The sequence below is a fragment of the Bacillus sp. ISL-45 genome (assembly GCF_018613195.1).
GTDB lineage: Bacteria > Bacillota > Bacilli > Bacillales > Cytobacillaceae > Mesobacillus.
Window position 1 is genome coordinate 460931 of the sequence record NZ_JAGGQQ010000004.1, and the last position, 23834, is coordinate 484764.

The 23834-nt window shown below is 42.3% G+C and carries 25 protein-coding genes and 1 riboswitch; of the genes, 6 read left to right on the forward strand and 19 right to left on the reverse strand.

Annotated features, from left to right (window positions below):
- Nucleotides 1-14: 14 nt before the first annotated feature.
- A complete protein-coding gene (locus tag J7E35_RS05120; protein WP_214777548.1) occupies nt 15-209 on the forward strand; it encodes a hypothetical protein in 195 nt (64 codons plus the stop codon).
- A gap of 101 nt (nt 210-310) precedes the next feature.
- On the opposite strand, the gene J7E35_RS05125 is transcribed toward J7E35_RS05120, so the two are convergent.
- Nucleotides 311-838: a hemerythrin domain-containing protein gene (locus tag J7E35_RS05125; RefSeq protein WP_214777550.1), complete on the reverse strand. Its 528-nt coding sequence runs from the start codon at nt 836-838 to the stop codon at nt 311-313.
- A gap of 215 nt (nt 839-1053) precedes the next feature.
- Between J7E35_RS05125 and J7E35_RS05130 the strand changes: the two genes are divergently transcribed.
- Entirely contained in the window at nt 1054-1389 is a 336-nt protein-coding gene (locus J7E35_RS05130) for a hypothetical protein (protein ID WP_214777551.1), read from the forward strand.
- Nucleotides 1390-1854: 465 nt separating this feature from the next.
- Here the strand turns inward: J7E35_RS05130 and J7E35_RS05135 are convergent, their stop codons facing one another.
- The 10 genes from J7E35_RS05135 to J7E35_RS05180 form a co-directional block, all read right to left on the reverse strand.
- Complete coding sequence (locus J7E35_RS05135; RefSeq protein WP_023615122.1) at nt 1855-2139, reverse strand: ferredoxin family protein; 285 nt, start codon at nt 2137-2139, stop codon at nt 1855-1857.
- A complete protein-coding gene (locus J7E35_RS05140; RefSeq protein ID WP_214777553.1) occupies nt 2139-3434 on the reverse strand; it encodes an FAD-dependent oxidoreductase in 1296 nt (431 codons plus the stop codon). Before J7E35_RS05140 ends, J7E35_RS05135 begins: the two co-directional genes overlap by 1 nt.
- Complete coding sequence (locus J7E35_RS05145) at nt 3427-4452, reverse strand: electron transfer flavoprotein subunit alpha/FixB family protein (RefSeq protein ID WP_214777555.1); 1026 nt, start codon at nt 4450-4452, stop codon at nt 3427-3429. Before J7E35_RS05145 ends, J7E35_RS05140 begins: the two co-directional genes overlap by 8 nt.
- Before the next feature lie 26 nt (nt 4453-4478).
- Nucleotides 4479-5306: an electron transfer flavoprotein subunit beta/FixA family protein gene (locus tag J7E35_RS05150; RefSeq protein ID WP_214777557.1), complete on the reverse strand. Its 828-nt coding sequence runs from the start codon at nt 5304-5306 to the stop codon at nt 4479-4481.
- A 694-nt stretch (nt 5307-6000) separates the two neighbouring features.
- A complete protein-coding gene (locus J7E35_RS05155; protein WP_353049982.1) occupies nt 6001-6246 on the reverse strand; it encodes an aspartyl-phosphate phosphatase Spo0E family protein in 246 nt (81 codons plus the stop codon).
- 157 nt (nt 6247-6403) lie between these two features.
- A complete protein-coding gene (locus tag J7E35_RS05160; RefSeq protein WP_214777558.1) occupies nt 6404-6937 on the reverse strand; it encodes a 1,2-dihydroxy-3-keto-5-methylthiopentene dioxygenase in 534 nt (177 codons plus the stop codon).
- 63 nt (nt 6938-7000) lie between these two features.
- Complete coding sequence (locus J7E35_RS05165; RefSeq protein ID WP_214777560.1) at nt 7001-7636, reverse strand: methylthioribulose 1-phosphate dehydratase; 636 nt, start codon at nt 7634-7636, stop codon at nt 7001-7003.
- Nucleotides 7633-8295 (reverse strand): 2-hydroxy-3-keto-5-methylthiopentenyl-1-phosphate phosphatase, encoded by a 663-nt coding sequence (locus tag J7E35_RS05170; protein WP_214777562.1) that lies wholly within the window; start codon nt 8293-8295, stop codon nt 7633-7635. Before J7E35_RS05170 ends, J7E35_RS05165 begins: the two co-directional genes overlap by 4 nt.
- Entirely contained in the window at nt 8292-9515 is a 1224-nt protein-coding gene (gene mtnW, locus J7E35_RS05175) for a 2,3-diketo-5-methylthiopentyl-1-phosphate enolase (RefSeq protein WP_214777749.1), read from the reverse strand. The genes J7E35_RS05170 and mtnW overlap by 4 nt, the downstream gene beginning before the upstream one ends.
- A 94-nt stretch (nt 9516-9609) precedes the next feature.
- Nucleotides 9610-9717: riboswitch (SAM riboswitch) on the reverse strand.
- Nucleotides 9718-9792: 75 nt separating this feature from the next.
- Entirely contained in the window at nt 9793-10974 is a 1182-nt protein-coding gene (locus J7E35_RS05180) for a pyridoxal phosphate-dependent aminotransferase (protein WP_214777564.1), read from the reverse strand.
- A 126-nt stretch (nt 10975-11100) separates the two neighbouring features.
- On the opposite strand from J7E35_RS05180, the gene J7E35_RS05185 reads away from it, so the two are divergent.
- Nucleotides 11101-11883, forward strand: a complete 783-nt coding sequence (locus tag J7E35_RS05185) for a carbon-nitrogen family hydrolase (protein ID WP_214777566.1) — start codon at nt 11101-11103, stop codon at nt 11881-11883.
- A gap of 68 nt (nt 11884-11951) precedes the next feature.
- On the opposite strand, the gene J7E35_RS05190 is transcribed toward J7E35_RS05185, so the two are convergent.
- The 4 genes from J7E35_RS05190 to J7E35_RS05205 all read right to left on the reverse strand — a co-directional run bounded on the left by J7E35_RS05190 (nt 11952) and on the right by J7E35_RS05205 (nt 17757).
- Complete coding sequence (locus J7E35_RS05190; RefSeq protein WP_214777568.1) at nt 11952-12536, reverse strand: DUF2087 domain-containing protein; 585 nt, start codon at nt 12534-12536, stop codon at nt 11952-11954.
- Nucleotides 12537-12697: 161 nt separating this feature from the next.
- Nucleotides 12698-14281 carry a PAS domain-containing sensor histidine kinase gene (locus J7E35_RS05195; protein ID WP_353049983.1) on the reverse strand — a complete coding sequence of 528 codons (1584 nt, stop codon included), beginning with the start codon at nt 14279-14281 and terminating at the stop codon, nt 12698-12700.
- 168 nt (nt 14282-14449) lie between these two features.
- Nucleotides 14450-16744, reverse strand: coding sequence for a thiamine pyrophosphate-dependent enzyme (locus J7E35_RS05200; RefSeq protein WP_214777570.1), 2295 nt, complete (start codon nt 16742-16744; stop codon nt 14450-14452).
- Nucleotides 16744-17757 carry a 2-oxoacid:acceptor oxidoreductase family protein gene (locus tag J7E35_RS05205; protein WP_214777572.1) on the reverse strand — a complete coding sequence of 338 codons (1014 nt, stop codon included), beginning with the start codon at nt 17755-17757 and terminating at the stop codon, nt 16744-16746. Before J7E35_RS05205 ends, J7E35_RS05200 begins: the two co-directional genes overlap by 1 nt.
- A gap of 328 nt (nt 17758-18085) precedes the next feature.
- Here J7E35_RS05205 and J7E35_RS05210 point away from each other — a divergent pair, with 328 nt between their 5' ends.
- Nucleotides 18086-19132 carry an acyltransferase family protein gene (locus J7E35_RS05210; protein ID WP_214777574.1) on the forward strand — a complete coding sequence of 349 codons (1047 nt, stop codon included), beginning with the start codon at nt 18086-18088 and terminating at the stop codon, nt 19130-19132.
- Between the two features lie 136 nt (nt 19133-19268).
- On the opposite strand, the gene J7E35_RS05215 is transcribed toward J7E35_RS05210, so the two are convergent.
- Nucleotides 19269-19532, reverse strand: a complete 264-nt coding sequence (locus J7E35_RS05215) for a hypothetical protein (RefSeq protein ID WP_214777577.1) — start codon at nt 19530-19532, stop codon at nt 19269-19271.
- A gap of 145 nt (nt 19533-19677) precedes the next feature.
- Here J7E35_RS05215 and J7E35_RS05220 point away from each other — a divergent pair, with 145 nt between their 5' ends.
- A complete protein-coding gene (locus tag J7E35_RS05220) occupies nt 19678-21438 on the forward strand; it encodes a B12-binding domain-containing radical SAM protein (protein ID WP_214777579.1) in 1761 nt (586 codons plus the stop codon).
- A gap of 31 nt (nt 21439-21469) precedes the next feature.
- Here J7E35_RS05220 and J7E35_RS05225 read toward each other — a convergent pair whose 3' ends face one another.
- Together J7E35_RS05225 and J7E35_RS05230 are read right to left on the reverse strand one after the other, a co-directional pair.
- Nucleotides 21470-21613 carry a hypothetical protein gene (locus J7E35_RS05225; protein ID WP_214777581.1) on the reverse strand — a complete coding sequence of 48 codons (144 nt, stop codon included), beginning with the start codon at nt 21611-21613 and terminating at the stop codon, nt 21470-21472.
- Nucleotides 21613-21774: a hypothetical protein gene (locus J7E35_RS05230; RefSeq protein WP_214777583.1), complete on the reverse strand. Its 162-nt coding sequence runs from the start codon at nt 21772-21774 to the stop codon at nt 21613-21615. Before J7E35_RS05230 ends, J7E35_RS05225 begins: the two co-directional genes overlap by 1 nt.
- 137 nt (nt 21775-21911) lie before the next feature.
- Between J7E35_RS05230 and J7E35_RS05235 the strand changes: the two genes are divergently transcribed.
- Nucleotides 21912-22259, forward strand: a complete 348-nt coding sequence (locus tag J7E35_RS05235; RefSeq protein WP_214777585.1) for a DUF3905 domain-containing protein — start codon at nt 21912-21914, stop codon at nt 22257-22259.
- Nucleotides 22260-22285: 26 nt separating this feature from the next.
- On the opposite strand, the gene J7E35_RS05240 is transcribed toward J7E35_RS05235, so the two are convergent.
- Nucleotides 22286-23641 carry a TrkH family potassium uptake protein gene (locus J7E35_RS05240; protein WP_214777587.1) on the reverse strand — a complete coding sequence of 452 codons (1356 nt, stop codon included), beginning with the start codon at nt 23639-23641 and terminating at the stop codon, nt 22286-22288.
- Nucleotides 23642-23834: the final 193 nt, after the last annotated feature.

Below are 23834 nucleotides of genomic sequence, written 5' to 3' on the forward strand. Positions count from 1 at the left end.
GAAGGGAGATCGACATGTCTAAATTTAAGATTAACTATTTTTTTGAAAAAGATTTTAAAGTTTCACGTCCAATCGAGGTAGAAAACATTTCAGAAGCCATCCAGGATGCGAAAGATCAAGAGGGGCTGATCGAGTTCACTGGAGAAGATAATGTTTTTTATAAATTCGATACAAAAGACATTAAGCTTGTTACGATTACAGAAGCTTAATTATATACAGAAAGGGTGAAGCTTTGAGGGCTTCACCCTTTTTTAGGCTGTATTTCACCGGAATTGTCTGCTTACCGAGCGGACAGAGACGTTGCATGCTATTAAATCAATTTAATACGCTCTGCCAGCTCCTGCTTTTCTTCATCGCTGAACATATTCTCCGCCATTGGGAACAGAATGCTTTCTTCTTTAGCAAAATGGCTCACTAAAGTGTAGTTTGCATTTTTTATCAACTGGGCATTTTCAATCATTTTCTCATTTGTAAAACCTGTCGTGCCATCCTTTGTGTTATGGAGGAAGGTTCCAATGAATCGTTTTGCCTGATCATGTTCATATTCCATAACCGCAATGGGTCCCATTTCTCTTCCAATATAAGCTGCCATCATCTCAAACAGTACGCCTTCCTCTCGATCCGAATGCGGCTCCAGCTCAGCAAGGAACTCAATGACCCTTTCTCTCAGCCTTGAGAAATTCTCCGCCATTTGCTCCCCTTCTTCAATTTTCAGTGAAATATCCAAGAGATTCGCAAGCTTCTCCAATAATGGCGGATGTTCATTTTTCAATTGCTGAAGACCTGCACTTAATGTAAAACTTGAATCTTGGTTTATACCGCTTATACAACCTGTCATATCAATCGGCCTCCTATATCTTTTATAATTTGATTATAGAAAGCAATCGGATTCCCGGTTGTGATAGGCATCACAATTTTGATTTATTTAAGAAAATGTGAAGGAAAAATGACACTTTGTTAAAACTTCGAAAAATTTTAACAATTCTCCTTCAAATATTATCAACCCTTACATATAATAAAGTTATAGCTTAATGGAAAAGGAGTGATTTTACCTTGCAGAATAATTTTTACCGGGATTTTTATCAAAAGTCACTTGTGCCAGCAGGGCTTAGCGACAGGAAGGCTTTCCTCGACATCCATCCTGACATGCTGCATACCCATTTACTGATTGGGCTTCAAGGGCACCAGAAAGATGGCAGTGAATTCTACAATTGGAATGTGGCTATATACAAATCAGATTCCTCTGGAATTTATGATGCAGGCAAACCAGTTTATGCGTCAACTCTGTATGACCGTTTTGATGATGCTGTGGAGGCATCGCGAAATATAGAAAAAGAGATCCTCCGTGATCAGCTTCACGCATTGCGCCAGCAAGAAAAAATCAGTTAACCCCCCTCATTTATCCCTCTCTTGAGAGCTTCACCTTTTTTTGAACCCATTTGTGAATTAACTTACATATGATGAATATAGAACAATTGTTGATGGTTAGCTTGTTGAGTAATTTCTCTTTTATCCGCATCAGTTTGTTTATATTCCTTTTCCTTCTCCCAGTCCGCTTCATTCATTTACCCTTCCATTCTCACTCATTATTAGGCATACTAAAACAACAAAAAGACCGGCGATAATCTATCCGCCTGTCTCTTTCTGTTGTGTAGGAAATTTTAAAAGCATTTTTCTGTGGATAACTGCATCTGGGTGTCTTAATCCAGCTCCAGCGCCTAGCCAGCTTTCATCCATGAATATGCTTCTCGAGTATCTTGCGAGAAGCGTTAGCGTTTTAGGGGGACGTGGCGTTATAGGCGGGCAGCGCTTGTCGGGGTTGAACCTGGCGCTTGCGCTTTTTTTTCTTAATCATCAGGCAAGCCTGAATACGATTCCGTGTCCGCCTTTTGGATATTCCCATTTGATATTCTGGTAAGGGCACCCGATCCGGCAGCTGCCGCATTCATGACAGCCCTCATATCCTACCTGCATCCTTTTCCCTTCCCACTTGTACACTTCAGCCGGGCAGAATACGGTACAAAGTTTGTCAGGGCACTGCGTCATGCAGACGTCATGGTCCAAAACTGTCAGATGTGATTTTGTGTCACACTTAAACCTTAAAAGAAATTGTTTTTCCTCGATGTTTGTCGTTGACATTATTTCACCGCCTTCCAGGCACGATAGATGTCTTGCATGACCTTAAAGGTTCCTTTTTCAGCCGTAACGCTTCGCATTATTTCCTTTTGTTTCTCTCTCTTAGGTGTTCCATCTACTGTGAAGAATTTGCTCATTGCTTTGTTCATCATTGGCAGATATTCCTTGAAATACTGCGGGTATGTCTCAAAGGTATGTGCTGCATCCTTATATTTTTCAAGGTCTTTAATGATGAAGCTTCCGAACAAGGCTTCCTTATAGCGATTCAGGCTGCTCTCACTGAAGTCGCCGTCTTTTTTGGCTTCAACGATGGCTTCTGCAGCCATTTGGCCTGAAGCCATCGCCATGTTCGAGCCCTCACGGTGAATGGCATTAACCAGCTGGGCAGCATCCCCGACTACAAGCACACCGTTTCCGGCAACCCTTGGCACGGAATTGAATCCTCCTTCAGGGATTAAGTGGGCCAGGTACTCTGCTGACTCCCCTCCCTCTAGATAAGGACGAACCATTGGATGTTTTTTCAGATAATCAAGCAGCTCATATGGCTTCAATTTGGCTTTGATCATGCTTGACAGTGTAGTTCCTACCCCGATGTTCAAGCTTTCCTTGTTTGTATAAAGGAAGGCGGTGCCAAGATTGCCTTGTGTTGAATCACCGAAAATCTCAATCGTAGTTCCGTGATTTCCTTCAAGATTGAAGCGATCATTGATTTTATCTTTCGGCAGATTGATGACCTCCATAACCGTCAGGGCAACTTCATCAGGGCGGAATTCCCTGTGGAAGCCAAGTTGCTTGGAAAGCAGGGAGTTTACGCCGTCTGCAAGCACGACAACATCCGCAAATGCCTCTCCATCAGGGCGATCGGTACGAACCCCTATAACCTTGCCATTTTCTACGATGCATTCAGTAACAACTGTTTCATTAATCAACAATGCACCCTGTTCGACAGCTTTCTGTGCGAACCATTGGTCAAACTGTGCACGCAGTACTGTAAAGTTATTATATGGTTCAGCCGCCCATTCGAGACCTTTGTAGCCAAACTGGACAACCGATTCTTTATCCATCATCCAAAATCGCTGCTCAACAACCGGCCTTTCGAGAGGAGCTTCTTTCCAGAACTCCGGAATGATATCCTCCATTTGTTTACGGTAGAGAACACCGCCCATGACGTTCTTTGATCCTGGGTATTCACCGCGCTCTATCAACAATACTTTCAGTCCGTTTTTGGCACAGTTGTAGGCACATGACGTTCCAGCAGGGCCGGCTCCTACGACGATTACATCAAATTTTTCAGACATAGCTCATTTCCCCGCCCTTCTCTTTGCTGAGCTCTTTGAACTGCTTGATCAGTTTCGGTACAATTTCCATAGCATCCCCGACAATGCCATATGTGGCCACATCGAATATAGGAGCGTTCGGATCCTTATTGATGGCAATGATCAGCTCAGAGTTTTTCATTCCCTCGACATGCTGGATTGCCCCTGAAATACCGATTGCAAAATAGATTTTCGGAGTCACGGTCTCGCCAGTCTGGCCAATTTGCTGCTCATGCTTCAGCCATCCTGCCTCAACGACATCTCTTGTACCTCCCACACTTGCACCAATCACTTCCGCTAACTCATGAATTAGCTGGAAACCCTGGATATCGCCTAAACCTTTTCCGCCAGCCACGATAACATGGGCTTCGGCAAGGCTTGCTTTTTTTGTTACATCCTTCACAATTTTAAGCACTTTTGTGCGCATATCCTCTTCGCGAAGTTCTAACACTTCTTCGATGATGACTCCCTTCCTGTCTTCATCCAGTTCGAGGGCTTTCATCACCTTAGGGCGTACTGTAGCCATTTGCGGCCTGTGATTTTTACAAAGGATCGTGGCCATTATATTTCCGCCGAATGCAGGGCGGCTTGCTTCTAGCAGCCTTTTTTCAACATCGACATCGAGCATCGTTGTATCAGCTGTCAAACCGGTACTTAAATCCGTTGCAACTGCACTCGCCAGGTCTTTTCCATTTGGTGTTGCTCCATATAGGAAGATTTCCGGCTTATATTTTTCAGCCAGTATACAGACACCCTTCATATATGACTCAGTCCGATAATCTTTAAGAACCGGATGGTCCACGACATACACTTGATCTGCACCAGCATAAATCACTTCATTTGCTAAAGGCATGACTCCTTCCCCTAGCATGACTCCGGCAAGCGGAACTTCCAGCTTGTCTGCAAGCTTCCTTCCCGCACCCAGCAATTCCAGTGAAACTCCTTCGATTTTCCCATCATTTACTTCAATGAATACCCAGACTCCCTGGTTTTCTTCCATCCTGCTATTCCCCCTTTAAAATCGAATCAAGAGTTGGCTGTTTTTAATTTCAATAAATCTTTTCTTTCCATTAAAACGCCCATAAGCTGCTCAACTTGAGAATCAGGATTGCCTTCAATCCTTTTTCCGCCTTCAAGTTTTGGCGGGCTGAACATCTTGCCGACAATCGTTGGAGATCCTTTTAAACCCAATTGGGTCTTGTCAACATCCTCAAGATCATTCACTGACCAGATGACCGGTTCATATCGAGCTGCATTGATCATATTTGGCAGCGGTGCATACTCTATGTCATTAATCTCTTTTTCAACAGTCAGCAGGCAAGGAAGCTGCGATTCAAGTACCTCGTAGCCATCGATTTGCTTACGCTTGATGTGAACATATTTTTTTTCCTTATTAACCTCGGAAACTTCAATAACATTCGTGATTGGCGGTATATCAAGCCTGCGTGCAATCCCTGGTCCTACTTGTCCTGTATCACCATCAATCGCATGCTTTCCACAGATGACCAAGTCTATCGGATTATCCTTCGAAATTTTTTCAAGCGCTTTAGAGAGTGCATAGCTTGTAGCAAGGGTATCTGCTCCAGCAAATGCTCTGTCTGAGATCAGGTATCCACGGTCTGCGCCAATTTCAACACTTTTTTTAATAACAGCGACAGCCTGTGGCGGTCCCATTGAAAGAACCGAAATTGTTCCTCCCGTTTTATTCCTGATTTTGACTGCTTCCTGTACAGCGTGAGCATCATATGGATTCAAAATGGCTGGTGCGCTTCGCCTGTCCAGAGTATTGGTCTTAGGATTGATTTTGATGATTTTTGTATCGGGCACTTGCTTGACACATACGACAATGTGCATTCTCTCTATTCCCCTCCTCAAAATGTAAAACTATTAATTTGTAAGCGGTTACTTTTAGCTGTTTTCGTTTTAAAATCGTTTTCTTTAAAATGAGGGAAATTTAATAAGGAAGGAATTTTTGATACCAAGAAAAATCCTCCTGTTCAGCTGGCTATAGACCCTGCAGAAAACGAGTATGATGAAAACAGCTGTAATAAAGGCTTATGTGCATTATTTTATGACGAAACATGTTAGTCACTTTTCACACAGCCTTATATAAATAAAATGCTATGTAGTACGATATATGAATCGTATTACATGCATAGTACCAACAATTAAAAAAGTAGATAACATAGGTAATATTCTTTGGTGAAAAATGAGGTAAAACAATTAAAAACATAATCGAGTCAACTGTAAAATGAATGAAAGTTAATGATGAGGTGCGTTAGCAGATTGATGATAAGAAGCTATCTATGTTAAAAATATATAAAATAAGCCTATAAAAATATGATAAAAATCACACAAATATATATTATCGTGAAAATTTGAGCAAATTGTTAAATTTTTTCACAAACGCCTACAAGAATTGCCAGATGAATTGTCCTCGAGTAATCCATTTATCATCTGTATTTTTATCATGATTTTCTTATAAAAATATTTTAGCCACCGCCGGTTTATTGGCAGTGGCTAATTTTCCCCATATGTCTGAATGTTATCATGCATGTGATAAAATATATTGTTTCTTTGTAAGCAGGATCATCTGTCTGAAAAGGATTCTTGTTTTTTTCCGCTGCAGCTCCGTCTCCCTGCACAATGATTGATATTCGTAAATCAGAGTGTCAAGTTCCTGGCTGCGACGTACTGTTTCAGCACTTGTATATCCAGTTTCCAGTGCAGAAGCCACCATCAATTCCCTAACGCGATCAATTTCCTTCAACAAAGCATTTTGCGATTGATACACTTCTATATCTCCTCTACTACTTTAATTGCTTAATAAAATAAATAGATTACTTGAAGAATTATGGCAAATGCTAGGATCAATGTAAATAGATTCGCAAAATAAGACAATATTCACGGCCAAAAAAATTTACTTCGACAAAGTTTGCAGTTCGTTATGATTACTGGCTGACTTTTTCCTCTTCGTAAATTGGCACCCAGCCTTCAGTTGTCACGAAAATTCTTACCGCAACTACCTGGCGATCATCCTGAAGAGTGAAATAATGACGTGTATTTTCAGGGACTGAAATCAAGTCTCCAGGATTCAGGAACACTTCAAAAAATTCTCCGTCATTACCCTGGATGACAAACACTCCATGACCGCTTACGATGAATCTTACTTCATCATCTGTATGATGATGTTCCTGCTTAAAATTCGCAAGCAGCTGGTCAAGATTCGGTGTATTGTCTGACAGTGAAATGACATCCTGTGCCTTGTAGCCTCTGCGTTCTGAAATGTCTTCAATCTCAGCTTGGAATGCGCCGAGGATTTGCTGTTTTTCCTCGTCGGTCAACAGGAACTTCTCCTGAAGGTTTGATGGCAGCTTATTGATATCCCACTTTTCATAGATAACTTCCTGTGCGTTCAGAAATGCTTCTAGCTGCTGCTCATCAACGATTCTTTCCTTTGTACTTTGTTTTACAATATATGCCATGTGAATCTCTCCCTTTTATAATGTCTTTTATCTTTTAATGAAATCTGCTTTAATGATCCTGAGTTAAACCACCTTGAACAATTGGAATGGTTTGTGTTCGAGCAGCCTTAACTGGTAGCGGAATAAAAATTCAGTGGCCTCAAGAATTTTCTTTGCTTCAAAAGCGTTCCTTCCCCACACAGTGATTCCATGGTTACGGATCAAGACCGCACCTGTATCCCCTTTAACGTGCTCTGAAAATGCTTTAGCCAGGGTTGGTATATGTGCATAATTCGGAATTATCGGAATCTTAAGGACAGCATCTTCCTCCCAAATATCGAAAGCCTTGATCAATTCCTGCCCCTGGAATTGCACCTCGCCCCTGTCTCCATAGACCTCGGAGATGACATTATTATCAATTGTATGGACATGGAGGCTGCAGCCAGCATTTGTCCTTTTGTATACCTCAACATGGAGCAGCGTCTCAGCTGATGGCTTTAAATGGGTATCCTCAACCGGCCGGCCAAATTGGTCAACCAGCAAAAAGTCCTCGTCCGTTCTTTTCCTCTTATCTTTCCCGCTTGCCGTTACAAGGAATTGTACCGGCTCGTTGTTCACTTTGATCGCCAGGTTGCCGCTCGTTCCCATAAACCAGTCACGCTCTGCCAGTTCAGTCTTTACATCCGCCAATTCTTCCCACTTACCTTCTAAAATGCTCATCCTCTCACCCCTGTCTCAGTTTTAAGAGCTTCAATACAGTCATAAAACGTTTCAAATGGTCTATATGCGATTTCCCACTCTTCGCATTTATCCTTCAAGTAATCTCTAGCCAGTACAAGATCTGCTTTTTTGGCAGCTTCCAAATCTGTTACGGAATCCCCGATGACGATTTTATAAGCATCGCTTTGTTCTAATCTTCTCATGATTGTTGGTTTGCAGCAGCCGCAATCATTTGAACACTGATCATCGCAGCTGTTTGGCCATTCAATTTTTATTGTTTCGCCGGAAAAATCTGAACCGTTGCAGTAGATGCCTGTTATCGGTCCGAATGGTTCAATGATTGGTTCGAGAAAAAAGTCAATACCGCCGCTGACGATGTAAACAGGAATTCCTTCTTCATGGGCAAAATCAAGAAACTCCTGAAAACCCGGACGGATCCTAGCCTTCTCTTTAGCAAACTGAATAATTTCTTCCTTCTTGGAGACCGGAAGGAGGGAAAACATTTTCCCTACTCCTTCCCTGATTGAAATACTGCGGTCAAGCACCGCTTCTTTTATTTCATCCCAGCCATCAGGCGCGAATTCCTTCATGATCGCTATGATATTATCCTTTTCGGTTACTGTTCCGTCAAAGTCACAAAAAATCACTGGCTGACTCACTTTGCCACCGCCTCTGACGAACCCCAAAGAGCAATAGCAGCTTTCAACTCATCATGCTCAAGTGCGCCTTCTTCAAGTGTTTTTCCTTGAAGTACGGTATCAATTGCCTGTCTGAATGCCTTCCCGCCGCCCTGTGCTCCACGAGGATGTCCATGGACCCCTCCACCAGCATTTATGATTGAATCCACACCGAAATCTTTTATAAGCAGCGGTACCATTCCAGGATGAATGCCTGCTGATGGAACCGGGAATGTCCTTGTGAATTGATCCTCAGCAGTCAGTGCCTCGGCTATTGATAACGCCTGCTGCTTTTCGAGTGCCACACTTCCATAAGGTGACGGGAACAGCGAGAAGTCAGCCCCGGCATAGCGGAGTAATTTTCCCAGAAGCAAAGAATGTGAAAAACCATATTCATCAGCCGATGTCAGCGCACCGCTTACTGCAGGGTGAGCCATGATTGGGATGCCGATTTCATCATCTTCCCTTAGTTCCTGTAAAACATCCAGGCCATAGGCAAACACATTGAACAACAGTGCGTCGGCTCCAAGTTCAGCCGCTTTTCTTGCTTTGTCCTTCAACTGTAAGGTTCTTCCTGTTAGATTGGCAGCATATAAGGTTCTGTGCCCAGTAGATTCATATACTTCTTCAAGGACCTCTTTACCAAGAGCGATCCTTTTTTCAAAAGGTGTAAGCTCATTTTCAAACAGTATTTCATCGTCCTTGATCAGATCAACACCACCAAGGCTTTGTTCTTTAAGCTGTTTTAGCAGAAAGTCCATATCACGTCCGATGACACCTTTGAAGATGCTCATTAGCAATGGACGATCATAAACACCAAGCTTGCTCCTGATTCCTTCAATTCCAAAACGCGGACCCGGAAAGTCTTTCTTTAATTCATCTCCAAATTCCAGATCGATAAGTTTTACCTTGCCATCAAGCGATAGTTTTCCAAAAACTGTTGTAAGAATGGCTGGCAGGTCTGGAGAAAAATTGAGAGCAGGGTAAGCGATTTTGATTGATGCCACTGTCTCTGAATTGTTGTCCTTACTTGAACCTTCAACAGAAACCACTCTCCCCTTATGTTTTCTCAATTGTTTTTGATCCAGTTCCGGCAAATCAGTCCAGGACCCTACCGTCAGCCCAAGCGCGATTCCCTCTGCTTTTATCTCCGGGTTATGTTTAGCATCATGGATTATATATGTCGCTGTAATTTCACTCATGAGGATCAATCCTTTCATTACTTGTGGACCCATTATTATTTTGGGCATAAAAAAACCTCTTCACAAAGAAGAGGTTAGAAAATACACTAAACTCTTCTCATCTTTCAGCTTTCGCTGCAAGAATTAGCACCGTGCCCAGCTAAATGCTGGATCGGTTGCCGGGCTTCATCGGGCTCGTCCCTCCGCCTGCTCTTGATAAGAAAATAATTTAATCAAGTTATTTAATTGGTTAAAGTGAATTTGTTAATTAGGATTATGTCAGGTTCGTAAATCAATGTCAACTATTTTTTTTGAATATTTCCAAGCTTTCAATCCTGCCAACTGCTTCATGCAATCTTTCTTCCGAAGTCAGCAAGCCAACCCTCACAAAACCCTCGCCATGCTCACCAAACCCTACACCTGGCGCAACTGCTATGTGTGCTTTTTCCAGCAAGAAATCCGCGAATTCAACTGAAGTGAATGGTTCTGGAACCTTCAGCCAGGCAAAAAATGAGCCTTTTGGAGCAGTCACCTCCCAGCCAATTTTTGTAAGACCGTCAATAAGTACGTTTCTTCTAGATTCATATAAATCATTCAGTTCAGCAACGCATTCTTGCGATCCCAGCAAAGCTTCTGCTGCAGCTTCCTGCACAGCACCAAACAAGCTGACATACATATGGTCCTGGAGCAAGTTGATTGCGGCTATTACACTCTTGTTCCCTGCCGCAAAGCCAACACGCCATCCAGCCATATTATATGTTTTTGACAATGTATAGATCTCGATCCCCACTTCCCTTGCATCCTCGGACTGTAAAAAGCTTTGCGGGCGGTTCCCGTCAAAGCCAATCGCTCCATAAGCAAAATCGTGTACTACACAAATTTCATTTTTACGTGCCAGCTCGATTGTCTGATCAAAAAATTCTTTATCAGCCACTGCACCTGTAGGATTATTTGGGTAGTTGAGGAACATCAGCTTTGCTTTATCCAATTGATCTGAGCTTAACTCATCATAATCAGGCAGAAAGTCATTTTCTTCACGGAGTGGCATGGTCACCATCTTTGCCCTGGCAATCTCGACTCCAGACCAGTAGTCAGGATAGCCGGGATCTGGAACGAGAATTGTGTCCCCAGGATTCAACAGGCATTGAGGTATTTCTACGAGACCGGCTTTACCCCCGAATAGGATGGCAATTTCCTCTTCCGGATTAAGATCGACCCCATATTCTCTTTTATAAAACGCTGCTGCTGCTTCTTTTAACGAGCGAAAACCCCTGAAAGGCGAATACTTATGGTTAACCGGATTATCCGCAGCTTGCTTCAACCTTTCAACAATGTGCTGTGGAGTCGGCTGGTCAGGGTTCCCCTGCCCCAGATTTATTATGTCTGCCCCTTTTTTTGTATAAGCGCCCACCTTTTGCACCAGTGAAGCAAAAAATTGCTTGGGCAGGCTTTTCAGTAAATCTGATTGTGGAAATTCCATCTTCTCACCTGCTTAGAAAATATGTTATTATTTCAAAATTTTAATTGAAATTCTAGTCACAAATGATATAACGTAAAGAGTAACTTGTAAAGATATAATTTTCAGAAAGTATGGCGGTGATGAAGGATGAAATTTAAAATTGCATGCCTGCAAATGGATATTGCCTTTGGGGATCCTGCACAAAACTACAAAAACGCATCTAAACTGATTGCAGAGGCAAACTCTCAAAAACCTGATATCATAATCCTTCCGGAGCTCTGGACTACAGGGTATGACCTGAATAATTTAAAAAACACTGCGGAAGAGGATGCACAAGCAGCCAAAGCGTTTTTCAAGGATGCTGCCTTGGAATACAACTCCCATTTCATAGGCGGTTCTGTTGCCAATAAAACAGAATCAGGCATTGAAAATACATTGCTTGTATTTGATAAAAATGGAGTACATGCGGGAACCTACAGCAAGCTTCACTTGTTCAAGCTAATGGATGAGCATTTGTATCTGGCTGCCGGGAAGGAAAAGGGGTTGTTCTCTTTGGATGGCCACAAATTTGCCGGCCTGATCTGCTATGATATCCGGTTCCCGGAATGGGTCCGTGCCCATGCACTCCATGATGTCGAAGCGATGTTTGTTGTCGCTGAATGGCCAATCCAGAGGTTGGAACACTGGCGGGCATTGCTCATCGCCCGTGCAATCGAGAACCAATGCTTTGTAGTAGCCTGCAACCGTGCTGGTTCAGACCCTAACAATACTTTCGCCGGCCATTCATTGGTCATTAACCCATGGGGTGAAGTGATCGCTGAAGGTGGAGAAGGCGAGGAAATCCTCCTGGCGGAAATCGAGCTTGACGAGGTTAAGGAAGCAAGGAGCAAGATTCCTATCTTTACGGATCGCAGGCCAGAACTATATTAAATTCAATCAATTAAAAAACCGCCCAGGGACAATGCCTAGGGCGGTTTTAATGCTGTTCTAGAGGGAAATCACTCAGGTTTTGCCCACATTTCTTCAGGGTTCAATTCATAAATCCCATTTTCACGATACATGTAATGATTGATGATGAACTCTCTTCTGATTGTCGCATAATCCTCGTGGAACTTCGTGATATATTCGTTCAGATCCTTTTCCGGATATTTTTTTCCGGCTTTCAAACCTCGGACCATGTATTCAAATACCATCAGTCTCTTCTTCCGTTGTGCCGGTATATTTTTTAATTTACCGTCTTTCGTAAAGAAATTATCGATCACCTTTTGCCTTTCGATATTTTGTTCAATCATAGCTTCCACCTTCCCTTCTTTTTTCTCGATTAACCTGCCTAGCGTCCTTGCCTGTTGCTTGATTACTGATTCATTAAGGTGAAAATAAATTGTATTTTTGTCTCTGCGCTCAACAATGACATTGATATCCCGCAGTTTCTTGATATGATGTGTGATTGTTGGCGGAGTAAGGCCCAGCTTTCCGGCAATCGCCTGGCCATGAAGCGGCCCGTTCGCTAGTAATGCCACAATCCTGATCCTTGTAGGGTCTCCCATCGCTTTATGGAAGGCGACAATTTTGTCCAATTGCATAAAAACACTCCATTTAATTTAATATTCATCTAATTAGGTATACATCTAATATTAAAGCATTCTTTGCGAAATTTAAAGGGGATTTGGAGAATTTTTTATTTCTCCTGGATGGACCCCTTTTATGGCACCGCATCCACCCATGGAAAAACGCCTGATTGATTTCAATCAGACGCTTCCTTGGTTATTGGCAAATAAATATGAAAAATAGTTCCGTGCCCCACTTCGCTCTCTATTTCGATTGTACCCCCGTGTTCTTCAATGATTTTGAAACTCACCATCAGACCGAGCCCTGTTCCTCTTTCCTTTGTGGTGTAAAAAGGTTTCCCAAGCTTTTTGATCTGATCGGCCGGGATTCCTTCGCCTTCATCCTTGATGCAGATATGTATTCTGTTCCCTGGAGCCTGACTGACAGTCACAGTCACAAAACCCCCTTTTGACATGACTTCTAGTGCGTTTTTTATGATATTGATAAAGACCTTTTTTAATTGATTAGGCTCACACATAAGTTCCGGCAAATCATCGTCATAAACGGTTTTGATTTGCACATCATGGAGCACCGCCTGTGCGCTAAGAAGGGCCACAGTCTCATCCATGATTCTTGAAATATCGGTATATTCAAATTTAATTGATTGCGGTTTGGCCAAGACCAGGAACTCATTGATGATTGAATCAATCCTCTGCAGTTCGGTCTTGATTACCTGGAAATATAGCGAATAAGCATCACCCGAGCTGCTCTCGAGCAGCTGGATGAACCCTTTTAGCGCGGTCATTGGATTACGGATTTCATGGGCAATGCCTGCTGCCAGTTCCCCTAGCATATTAAGCGTATCTGACTTATGCAGCTGGGCTTCCATCTCTATTTTTTCAGTGATGTTCCTGAACACAATGAGATTCAAATTGTCGACCAAGTGACGTTTGATACTGTATTCAAAATGCTTCATCCGGCCATCTTCATATGGAATGGTAATCCTGCCGTCCAGCCTCCCTTTACGAAGCAATGCCTCGATTTTTTCATCGATCAATTCTTCGGAAAGTCCGAGATTCATGAACAGCTTCTGGAAGTTTTCCTCTTTCAGGTCTTCCGGCTTCAATTCGAGTTTTGCCCTTCCTGAAGGATTAATCTCGTAGTGCTTGCAATCCTCCTCCCAAAGAATCATCCCCTCAATTGATCCTTCAAAAATATTCCTGAAGCGCTCTTCACTTTTCCGCAGCCGCTGTTCCATATAATAGCGCTCACTTGCATCACGGACAATGGTCATATGATAGCCATCGCCAGCATTGAGCTTTACAGTAAATTCAAGCATCCTTTTCTCCCCATTCGGGAGCAAAAAGAGAGTTTCCTCACGCAATGCACCTTTTTCATTGATCGTTTGTTTCATCTCTCTATATTTCTCGTCTTTTTTATAGATAAAGTCCGTTATTTTATGTTTTAACAATTCATCTTGTGTGAGCCCGAAAATCTTACAGGTTGCTTCATTAGCTGCAATGATTTGACCACATTTCCCCCAGAACACAATCCCATCCAATGTATCCATGAAAAAGCTTTTCAGCAAACCCTCGTCCGTACTGAATCTATCAGCGAAATTTGTTGCCGGGCCTTCTGCAGGGACCTTATGTACAAAAGAGTCGGATGCTTTTCTCTGATCGCTATTGATCCTCTCTATTAATGAGGAATTTTCTTGTTCTAAAGCGGCTATTTTTTCCTTCAGTGCTTTAATCTCATCTGCCTTGTTAGCACTACTCACCAGAAAGCCTCCTTGTCGGATTCCCATTTTTCTAGTAATTTCTACAAGGATGGTAAAAATCCCTTTAAAATCGTGATTATTTCCTGGATATTCTGCTTTCTTTTCAACCATCGTTTAGTAGTTTGTAACACAAAAAGAGAAGCCAAATTAATGGCTTCTCTTCGTTTCTTATAGGTATTCGTTCTCATGTTTAGCCTTCAGACGCTGCCATCTTTTTTCGACTTCTTCTTCAAATTCTACAAGCATATTTTTATTTTCTTCTTTTAATAAATGCTTGGTTTTCCCCATATATTTCAACCAATCAGCTAATGGAATCTTCTTGTTTTTTGCTTCAGGATCATAGGTTATGTTTGTGATACCTTGTTCCACTTCGTATAACGGGAAGAAGTTCGAGTTCACAGCTGCTTCGACAATTGTCTGGCCAAAGCGGTCTTCCGATTTCCAGTTGAGCGGGCATGTTATCAAAAGCTTACCGTAAACTGTACCTACATTTTGCGCATACCACTGTGCCTTCGCAGCCTTCTTGACAAGGTCCTGCGGGAAGGCCTCCGTTCCAGTGAACACATAAGGTATATTGGTAGATGCCATGATCTGGGCAGTATCCTTATGATGGAATGCTTTACCCTTTTGTGCCTTGCCGACGTTTGATGTGCTCGTCATGTGGCCAAAAGGAGTTGAGTATGATAGCTGGGAGCCGGTATTCATATACCCTTCGTTATCATACTCAAGCATGATCAGTTTGTGTCCGCGTAGTGCCGTACCGATAGCAGACCCCATGCCGATATCCATACCGCCATCGCCGGTTACCATTACGAAGGTTGCATCTGCAGACACTTCGATTTCACCGCGGCGCTTCAGTTCAAGGAATGCTTCGAGAGTACCTGATAACGTTGCTGCACCATTCTGGAACAGGTTATGGATTGTCGTCTGCTTATGGGATGTGTGAGGATACGCTGTTGTGACAACATAAGCACAGCCCGTTTGGAATAGTATGACCAGGTCTCCTTCAATTCCTTTAAAGAATAGCTCCAGTCCGCCGAAGATGCCGCAGCCTGGACACGCGCCGTGACCTGATGCAATTCGTTTCGGCTTTGTAGTCAAGGCTCTTAAAGGCGAAATTTTGACATTCAGTTTATTCTTTTCTTCATCTCTTGTTACCTGGATCAGTCCTGAATTATAGACATCGCCATGCTGCGGTTCAATGACCTGCTTCAACGCTTTTTCAGGATCGCCAGCAACATGTCCGTAATAGTCGAACGGCCTTTCTGCATATCCTATTTCCATAGCGTCAATTGCCATAGAGAAAAATGCTTCAGCATCATCTGCATAGAAGTCTTTGCCGCCAAGTCCAAACACCCTGCTCTGGACGATTGTCGCATTTTCCCTGTCTTCCTGCAGTGCGGACTTAATTTCGTGCGTCAGGTTTGGCCCATGTCCGCCGTAGGAATCTGCGCGCTCACCAACAAGAAGTGATTTGACATTCTTCAAAGCTTCCCTGATTTCCTGTGCAGGGAATGGCCGGATGATATTAGGGCTGATGACACCAGCCTTGATTCCCTTCTCACGAAGCCTGTCTACAACATCCTTAGCAGATTCAGCCGCAGAGTTCAACAGGAACAACGCTACGTCTGCATCTTCCATTTGATAAAGGTCTAGAATATCATAGTTGCGTCCTGATAGTTTGGCATATTCTGCCGCCACTTCTTTATAAACACCTTTCGCTCTGTACATTGCTTCTGACTGCTGGAAGTGGTTGTTGATCAAATCGTCGCCATTCATGTGGGCTCCGATTGTCAACGGCTTCTTTGGATCTCTGGCAAAATTATATTCAGTCGGTGCTTCGCCAACAAATCGCTGGACTACAGCCCGATCCTTGAAATAGTTCACTTTGCGCTTTTGGTGGGATGTAAAGAAGCCATCATAAGCCACCATGACTGGCAGGCGCACATCAGAGTGTTCTGCGATTTTCAGGGCCATGATGTTCATATCGTAGACAGCCTGTGGTGTCCTGGCGGTCAGGATCACCCATCCTGTATTTAACGCAAAATACAAATCTGAATGGTCACCACGGATATCAAGCGGACCGCTGATTGAACGAGTCACCAGGTTCAAGACCATCGGATAACGTGTACCGGATTGGACCGGGAGCTGCTCAAGCATATACATCAAACCGTTCGCGCTTGTTGCGTTGAACACGCGGGCTCCGGTTGCTGCAGCTCCATAACAGATGCCTGCTGAACCATGTTCTCCATCTGCAGGGATCAATTTGATATCATGTTCTCCCCTGGATTTCATCATATCCAGATACTGTGCAACTTCTGTAGAAGGGGTGATCGGGAAATAGCCCATGATATGATAATTGATCTGAGCTGCAGCCATTGCTGCCATTTCATTTCCGGATTCAAAGGTTGTCACCTGTTCTGCTGTACTCATTGCCTTCACATTTTCTTCAAGAACGGACATTAAGAAACCCCTCCAGTCACATAAGGATAATTATGTTTCACTTGATTCTCCTCAGCATAGCCAATCATTTCCCTCAGCTCGCTTAACGCAGCAGTAGGACATGCCTCAACACACTTCAGGCAGCCTTTGCAATATTGATAATCGATTCCCTTTAGGAACATTTGCTTTCTGCCGCGTTTGTCCTCTCCTTCTTCCCAAACAAAGCAATAATCAGGACATGCAGTATCACATGCAGCGCAGTTGATGCATTCCTGCTGATTGAATTGAGGCAGGAATCCCTGTCTGGAACCGCTTAAATCCTTGAGGACGCTGTTTGCCTGCGCCGTAATCACACCGCCGATTTCCTGTGTTTCATATCCAAGCAGCGGCATTGGACGTTTAAATTCTTTGCCCAGTGCTCCTTCTTCAGGTGCGTATGTTTTAAATTGAACGTCATTGTAGCCTCTCTCGAACGTTCTGATATTCGGCTCAACTAAATGAGGATATTTCTTTTCAAAAGTTTTGCGGATTACATTTTTCATCGCTTCGGGATCCAGGAAATCAATAATGCGGTACAACGCTCCAAGCATTGCAGTATTTACTTTCGTTTTCTCCTCGACGGCGATGGAAAGTGCATCAACAATCGCAAGTGTTCCATGCTCTAGATGAAGATCTTTTTTGATCTCGTCAAAGTCTCTCGTCGAATTCACCAGCAGGATCCCGTCTGGGCGCAAGCCGCTGACAACATCGACCATTTTATAAAGTGCCTCATGGAATACACCGACAACATGCGGCTCTTCTATTGGACTATGGACCCGGATCTCAGTATCTGGTTCACAGAAACGGACAAAGCTTTTCACCGGCGACCCTTTTTTCTCCGATCCATATGAAGAAAAGTTAGAACCGTTTAATCCAAGGCCCAGAACACCTGCTTCCGCAAGCATCTTTCCAGCAAGGTTTGCACCTAGCCCTCCAATCGACTCTAGCCTTATCTCATAAAAACCCAATTCATTCTTTTTCGGTAAGATAGACATAATCTCCCTCCCCAATTTAGTTATAAAGGTAATTGACTTTAAAACATTCCCCATTAATAATTTTATAGACTTTACAATCATTAAGCTGTGACATATATCAAACATTTGAACTTTTTTTTGAAACACACCCAAAAATATTAGACTTAAGCCGTATGCTATAATGAAAAACCTTTTATATAACAGAAATAGAATTGTAATAGTACAGAAATACTTTTTCCTTTTTTAGGAGCTTGTTCCTTAATTTTGAGCAAATAGCCTGGTTTGTTTTTATCCTTACAGGGGTAAAAAAGGGTTAGTATTTTGGGGGTCTCTAATTAAGGGAGGAAATATGAAACAACAGCGAGATTACTACTTTGACAATGCCAAGTTCATCTTGATTTTTTTCGTCGTATTTGGCCATCTTTTGCGCTCGTTCATTGAAGACAATGAAATGATTTACAATATCTATAAAGTCATTTATACATTCCATATGCCGGCCTTTATCCTTGTTTCGGGATTTTTTGCAAGAGGCTTCAATAAAAAAGGCTATGTAATGAAAATTGCCAAAAAGTTAATATTGCCATATTTTATTTTTCAGCTGATCTATTCTATTTTTTATTATTTCCTTTACAGCAAGTCTACTTTTACGATGGATCCATTGAACCCTCATTGGTCTCTATGGTTTTTGATCAGCTTATTCTGCTGGAACCTTATGCTGATTGGTTTTTCAAAACTTAAGGCACCCGTTGGACTGTTGATTGCTTTTGGATTGGGATTGGGTGTCGGGTATGTAGACTGGATATCCAACTATCTAAGCCTTTCGAGGACTTTTGTCTTCTTTCCATTGTTCCTGCTCGGGTACCATTTAACGAAGGACCACATAAAAACATTGACAAGGCCCGCCTTCAAAGTTGGAGCACTGGCGGCCTTCACTGTAGTGTTTTTAGGATTTTTGTTCAACCCGGAAGTAGATTACAAATGGCTCCTTGGCTCAAAGCCCTATTCAATAATGGAAGCAGCTTCAATATCAAGCATGTTTACTCGATTAGGCTTTTATCTATTAAGTCTGCTGATGGTGTTCAGCTTCTTGACCATCGTTCCCAAGAAACAATATTTCTTTACAAACCTTGGCAAGAATACACTTTACGTCTACTTGCTGCACGGATTTTTTGTACGAACCTTCCGTGAAAGCGAAGTTCAGAACTTCTTCCATAGTCCTGAACGTATCCTTTTGCTGGCAGTCATCGCACTGCTGCTGACCTTCCTGTTGTCCAGCAAGTACGCTGCAGCCATCGCACAGCCGCTGATCGAATTCAAAACCTCAGGGATCAACCGACTCAAAACCCGGTTAACAGCCATCCTCAGGTTCTATAGAAGGAAGCTGATGAGTAATTAGACAAATAGCATTGTAGAAAAAAGAGACTGTTAAAAGGTATATAAAATTACCAAACAGTCTCTTTTTCTATGCCCTTTTTTAGATCGCTCTCTCCATGTTGATTGATGCGCAAGGCACGAAGACTCCTCCGAAAATGCTAACGCATTTCCATCGTGCGTGGGAAGGTTCGAGGAAGCTCTTCAAAGTCATGTGGGAGTATGGGGCAACGGGAGACCCCATAGGCGCGTATAGCGCCGAGGAGGCTCACCGGCAGCCCTAGGAAGAATTCGCTTTTTGTAAAAGCCGGCAATTGGGCTTTTACAAAATTCTTCCCCGCGGAAAGCGAAGTGCCTGGAACTGAAATCAACAGCTCCATTTCAGCACCAACCAAAATAAGACGGTAAACAAACACGATTTTCATCGAGTTTGTCACCGCCTGAGAGCCATTCATCAAGAATGGCTCTTTTCCTTATTCTTCAACTGCATTCCACCTGTCTTTTTTGTCCAAACTGAGATATAATTTAAAGTTGATTTGCTGCTGGATTTTTACAAAGGAGATTATTTCAATGAAAATAGTTTTAACAACGCTTAACGCGAAATATATACACACAAACCTCGCCATAAGGTACCTTAAGGCATATGCTCAGCCGGAGTTTGACGTGACGCTCGTTGAATATACAATCAAAGACCCTGCAATCAATATTGTCTCGGATTTAGTTCAAAAGCAGCCTGATGTTATTGGGTTCAGCTGCTATATTTGGAATATTGAAGAAACCATTAAAGTCATCAAGATGATTAAAAAAATCAATCCTGAAATAAAAATCATTGCAGGGGGACCAGAGGTTACTTACGACGTACAGGAATGGATGAAGGAAGTGCCGGAGTTTGATTTCATCGTCATCGGTGAAGGTGAGCAGACATTCAAGCAGCTTCTTTCTGCACTAGCTTCTGGAGCTGACTTTTCAGAAGTACCGGGCATAGCTTATCGAAAACACGAAAGCATCCAAATGAATCCCCAACGCAATAAGCTGGATTTGAAAGAGCTTCCTTCTCCATATCGTTTTGAAGCTGACCTTCCCCATCTATCTAAAAGGGTCACTTATCTGGAAACAAGCCGCGGATGCCCGTTCAGCTGCCAGTTTTGTCTTTCCTCGATTGAAGTTGGGGTCCGTTACTTCGACAGGGAGAAGGTCAAGGAGGATATCCGTTATTTAATGGCGAATGGTGCGAAGACAATCAAATTCGTCGACAGAACGTTCAATATCAGCCGCAGCTACGCAATGGAAATGTTCCGTTTCCTGATTGACGAGCACCTTCCTGGGACGGTGTTCCAATTTGAAATCACTGCTGATATCATGCGCCCAGAGGTCATTCAATTCCTGAACGAGGATGCGCCTCCCGGGTTGTTCCGCTTCGAAATCGGCGTCCAGTCCACTAATGACTATACAAATGAGCTGGTCATGAGAAAACAGAATTTTGAAAAGCTGAAGCGTACTGTAACAATGGTCAAGGAAGGGGGCAAGATAGACCAGCACCTTGATTTAATTGCAGGTTTGCCAGAAGAAGATTATCATTCGTTCAAAAAAACGTTTAATGATGTGTTTGCCATGCGGCCTGAAGAATTACAGCTTGGCTTCCTGAAGATGCTCAGAGGGACGGGTTTGAGACTGAGAGCTGAACAGCATGATTACGTGTATATGGATCATTCACCGTATGAAATCCTTGGGAATAATGTCCTTAATTTCAATGACATCATCAAGATCAAGCAGGTTGAAGATGTACTCGAGAAATATTGGAATGACCACCGGATGGATCGTACCATTGAATATCTGGTTACAAAAGTATTCCCATCGCCATTTGACTTCTTCCAGGATTTCGGTTCTTATTGGGAGACAAAAGGCTGGTCCCGGATTGGCCATCAGCTCGAAGACTTATTCAAAAGACTGGTCCGCTTTCTTCAGGAAAAAGGTGTAGATAATCTTGAAGCAATCGAAAGCCTGATGAAGTATGATTATCTTGCCAGCATGAAATACAAGCCTAGAAAGCCATGGTGGGAACTGAGTCTGGACAAACAGGAGCGTTCCGAATTATACCGCGGCATTATCCATAAGCCTGAATCCCTTGGTCATCAGTACTCCGAATTGAACATTAGTGAAAAAGATTTATATAAGCATACACTGCTTGAGGATATTACCATAGATCTCGAGAAGTTTATTGAAGATGGAGAAATTGAGCCTTCTTCTTCCTACATGCTTGTTTATTTTGATTCTAAAATGGAGCATCCTCAATTCTTCACTTTTAAGATGAAAGATGTAAAGCCGGCTTAACACAGCCGGCTTTTTTACTTTACCTAGAGTTTTATTTACATTCTTTATCTGCTTTATTTTTCAACTTTTTGCTATTAAAAGGGAGCTCATAAAGCTTACCAGCATTAATATCGCCAAACTCCATGCCAAACTCAACGTTCATTGGCTTTTGGTGCCGACCTTCATGCTTTTTCATCACGATCTTCCTTTCCTGCCCTGCTTTGAATTTCTGTTGGCAAATTTGCCTGGATCTTCCCCGTGGGAAAACTCTGCAGAAAATTCGCTTTCCTGAAGATTTTTCTTAGGTGTATTCGTATATTTAGCCAAAGCATTTCTTTCTGCCTTCCGTTTAGCCATTCTAACCACCTCCATGCTACTATTTTTTTCAATCGGCGATTTGCTATGTACCGATTTGATTACCTAATTTTACAAAAGGAACTATCTAATAAAATACGGCATAAGGCAAAAAATAAGCTCAAAAAGGAGGAGCTGCTATGACAAAAAAAGACCGGGAGTTAAAACCACTGGATATCGACGAAACCATGCCTCATCAAATAAATGCTCCTAGCTTTAAAGATACAGGCATCGAAATGAAAGCTCCATTCAAGAATGAGCATGGAGTTATCATTGGAGACAGTCTTTACTCATCCGAAAACTCACCGCTTGAAAATTGGACTGACGAGACCGATCCAGCAGTCATGGCCGGCAATGAATGGGTTCACCCTACGAATGATATAGGGTGGAACACAGCTGAAAACAGGGAGCTTCTTGAGGAAAAGAAAAAGCCGCAGGCCTATCCATTTATGCACCCTACAAAAGATGTTAGCAAAGGTCAGGACTAAAAAAATCCGGGATTCCCCGGATTTTTTTATCCTATTATCACCCGTTCTTTCGGATAGCGGATGCTTTCCTTCTCAGCCTTTCCCCCTATTATGAATAGGAAAGAAATAACACCTACCCTTCCAATGAACATTAGGGCAATTATAACGATTTTGCCTATTGAGGTTAACTCAGGGGTAATTCCCATTGATAACCCAGTTGTTCCAAAGGCAGATGCCACTTCAAATACAATTGCCAGAATAGGCTGATTTTCAGTGACCATCAAAAGGACAACGGCAAAAAAACAAATAAAAACGGCAAGAATAGAAACAACCAATGATTTTATGATATCTTCCTGGTGTACTTCCCTGTTAAATATCTTTACAGACCTTCGTCCTCTAGCAAAGTGATAAAGGAACAGCAAATTAAGTGCAAAAGTAGTTGTCCTGATTCCGCCTCCCACTGAACTTGGAGAGGCGCCGATAAACATCAATGCCACCAGTAACAGTAACGTTGGCTCGGAGAAATCATTTATATCCATAGTAGCCAGGCCACCATTCCTCGTAGTTGCTGACTGGAATAATGAGTAAAAGAATGATTCATGCCACGTCTTATTTGAAAAGAAATGATTATATTCTAATACAAATATTGCAATAGTCCCAAAGAACAGCAAACCGAAGAACGTAATGGACGTCAATTTTGTATATAGCGAAAAAGAATAAGGAGTTTTCTTATTCTTTCTTAGCAGGTATCCCTTTAGTTCAATTAATACAGGGAACCCTATTGCTCCTAAGGTCAATAATAGAATATTGATGGTTTGGATGAAATAGTCATTAGCGAAGGGCATCAAAGACGATCCCGTTATATCAAATCCTGCATTGGTTGTTGCACTTACAGCAGCGAACATCCCTTGTAGGAAAGCTTCCTGCCAGGTTGGGAAATACTTAAGAAAGTATACTCCCAATACTAATGATCCAATAATTTCAATCAATATGATAATAAATAAAATTTCTTTTAACAATTTGACAAGCCCAGCCATACTCGTTTGGTTTTGGTCCGTCATTATCAACTGGCGTTCCCTTAATCCTATTTTTTTTCTTAGGATCAGCCAGAAAAATGTGCCAAGCGTCATTATTCCAATACCGCCAAATTGCAAAACAAACATTAAAATAAAAATTCCTGGTACAGTGAATGTTTCACTTGTTGTTACGACAGTCAAGCCTGTTACACTTACTGCACTTGCAGCGGTGAACAGCGCATCCAACAAGGACCATTTCGCATCGGGTTGAATTGCAATTGGAAGACTTAACAGGCCCATTGATACAGCCACCGCAATTAAATAATAAGATACAATTATTTGAGCAGGTGTTAGTTTGTCAAGGTTCTTTCTAAAATTTTGCCACATAATTGATTCCTTTCAGCCTGATTCGTTTACATACTTATGATATAGAATATCACCTGATTAATAAAGTACTTTCCCTACAGTTATTCCCGGAACTTACTTTCTTTAGAATTGTACTCTAATTTATTGCAAGTACTCCTAATTGGTTATTAGAAACCTAAAGAGGAGATGACCGTTAAAAAATCACGGCAAACAT

Excerpts from the sequence above, each read along its gene's own strand:
- J7E35_RS05220 (WP_214777579.1), top strand. The coding sequence starts at position 19,678 with ATGAAAATAGTTTTAACAACGCTTAACGCGAAATATATACACACAAAC.
- J7E35_RS05145 (WP_214777555.1), bottom strand. The coding sequence starts at position 4,452 with ATGGAAGAAAACCAGGGAGTCTGGGTATTCATTGAAGTAAATGATGGG.
- J7E35_RS05190 (WP_214777568.1), bottom strand. The coding sequence starts at position 12,536 with ATGCAATTGGACAAAATTGTCGCCTTCCATAAAGCGATGGGAGACCCT.
- J7E35_RS05185 (WP_214777566.1), top strand. The coding sequence starts at position 11,101 with ATGAAATTTAAAATTGCATGCCTGCAAATGGATATTGCCTTTGGGGAT.
- mtnW (WP_214777749.1), bottom strand. The coding sequence starts at position 9,515 with ATGAGTGAAATTACAGCGACATATATAATCCATGATGCTAAACATAAC.
- J7E35_RS05225 (WP_214777581.1), bottom strand. The coding sequence starts at position 21,613 with ATGAAAAAGCATGAAGGTCGGCACCAAAAGCCAATGAACGTTGAGTTT.
- J7E35_RS05140 (WP_214777553.1), bottom strand. The coding sequence starts at position 3,434 with ATGTCTGAAAAATTTGATGTAATCGTCGTAGGAGCCGGCCCTGCTGGA.
- J7E35_RS05160 (WP_214777558.1), bottom strand. The coding sequence starts at position 6,937 with ATGGCATATATTGTAAAACAAAGTACAAAGGAAAGAATCGTTGATGAG.
- J7E35_RS05205 (WP_214777572.1), bottom strand. The coding sequence starts at position 17,757 with ATGTCTATCTTACCGAAAAAGAATGAATTGGGTTTTTATGAGATAAGG.
- J7E35_RS05210 (WP_214777574.1), top strand. The coding sequence starts at position 18,086 with ATGAAACAACAGCGAGATTACTACTTTGACAATGCCAAGTTCATCTTG.
- J7E35_RS05165 (WP_214777560.1), bottom strand. The coding sequence starts at position 7,636 with ATGAGCATTTTAGAAGGTAAGTGGGAAGAATTGGCGGATGTAAAGACT.
- J7E35_RS05150 (WP_214777557.1), bottom strand. The coding sequence starts at position 5,306 with ATGCACATTGTCGTATGTGTCAAGCAAGTGCCCGATACAAAAATCATC.
- J7E35_RS05235 (WP_214777585.1), top strand. The coding sequence starts at position 21,912 with ATGACAAAAAAAGACCGGGAGTTAAAACCACTGGATATCGACGAAACC.
- J7E35_RS05120 (WP_214777548.1), top strand. The coding sequence starts at position 15 with ATGTCTAAATTTAAGATTAACTATTTTTTTGAAAAAGATTTTAAAGTT.
- J7E35_RS05240 (WP_214777587.1), bottom strand. The coding sequence starts at position 23,641 with ATGTGGCAAAATTTTAGAAAGAACCTTGACAAACTAACACCTGCTCAA.
- J7E35_RS05215 (WP_214777577.1), bottom strand. The coding sequence starts at position 19,532 with ATGAAAATCGTGTTTGTTTACCGTCTTATTTTGGTTGGTGCTGAAATG.
- J7E35_RS05180 (WP_214777564.1), bottom strand. The coding sequence starts at position 10,974 with ATGGAATTTCCACAATCAGATTTACTGAAAAGCCTGCCCAAGCAATTT.
- J7E35_RS05135 (WP_023615122.1), bottom strand. The coding sequence starts at position 2,139 with ATGTCAACGACAAACATCGAGGAAAAACAATTTCTTTTAAGGTTTAAG.
- J7E35_RS05125 (WP_214777550.1), bottom strand. The coding sequence starts at position 838 with ATGACAGGTTGTATAAGCGGTATAAACCAAGATTCAAGTTTTACATTA.
- J7E35_RS05230 (WP_214777583.1), bottom strand. The coding sequence starts at position 21,774 with ATGGCTAAACGGAAGGCAGAAAGAAATGCTTTGGCTAAATATACGAAT.
- J7E35_RS05200 (WP_214777570.1), bottom strand. The coding sequence starts at position 16,744 with ATGTCCGTTCTTGAAGAAAATGTGAAGGCAATGAGTACAGCAGAACAG.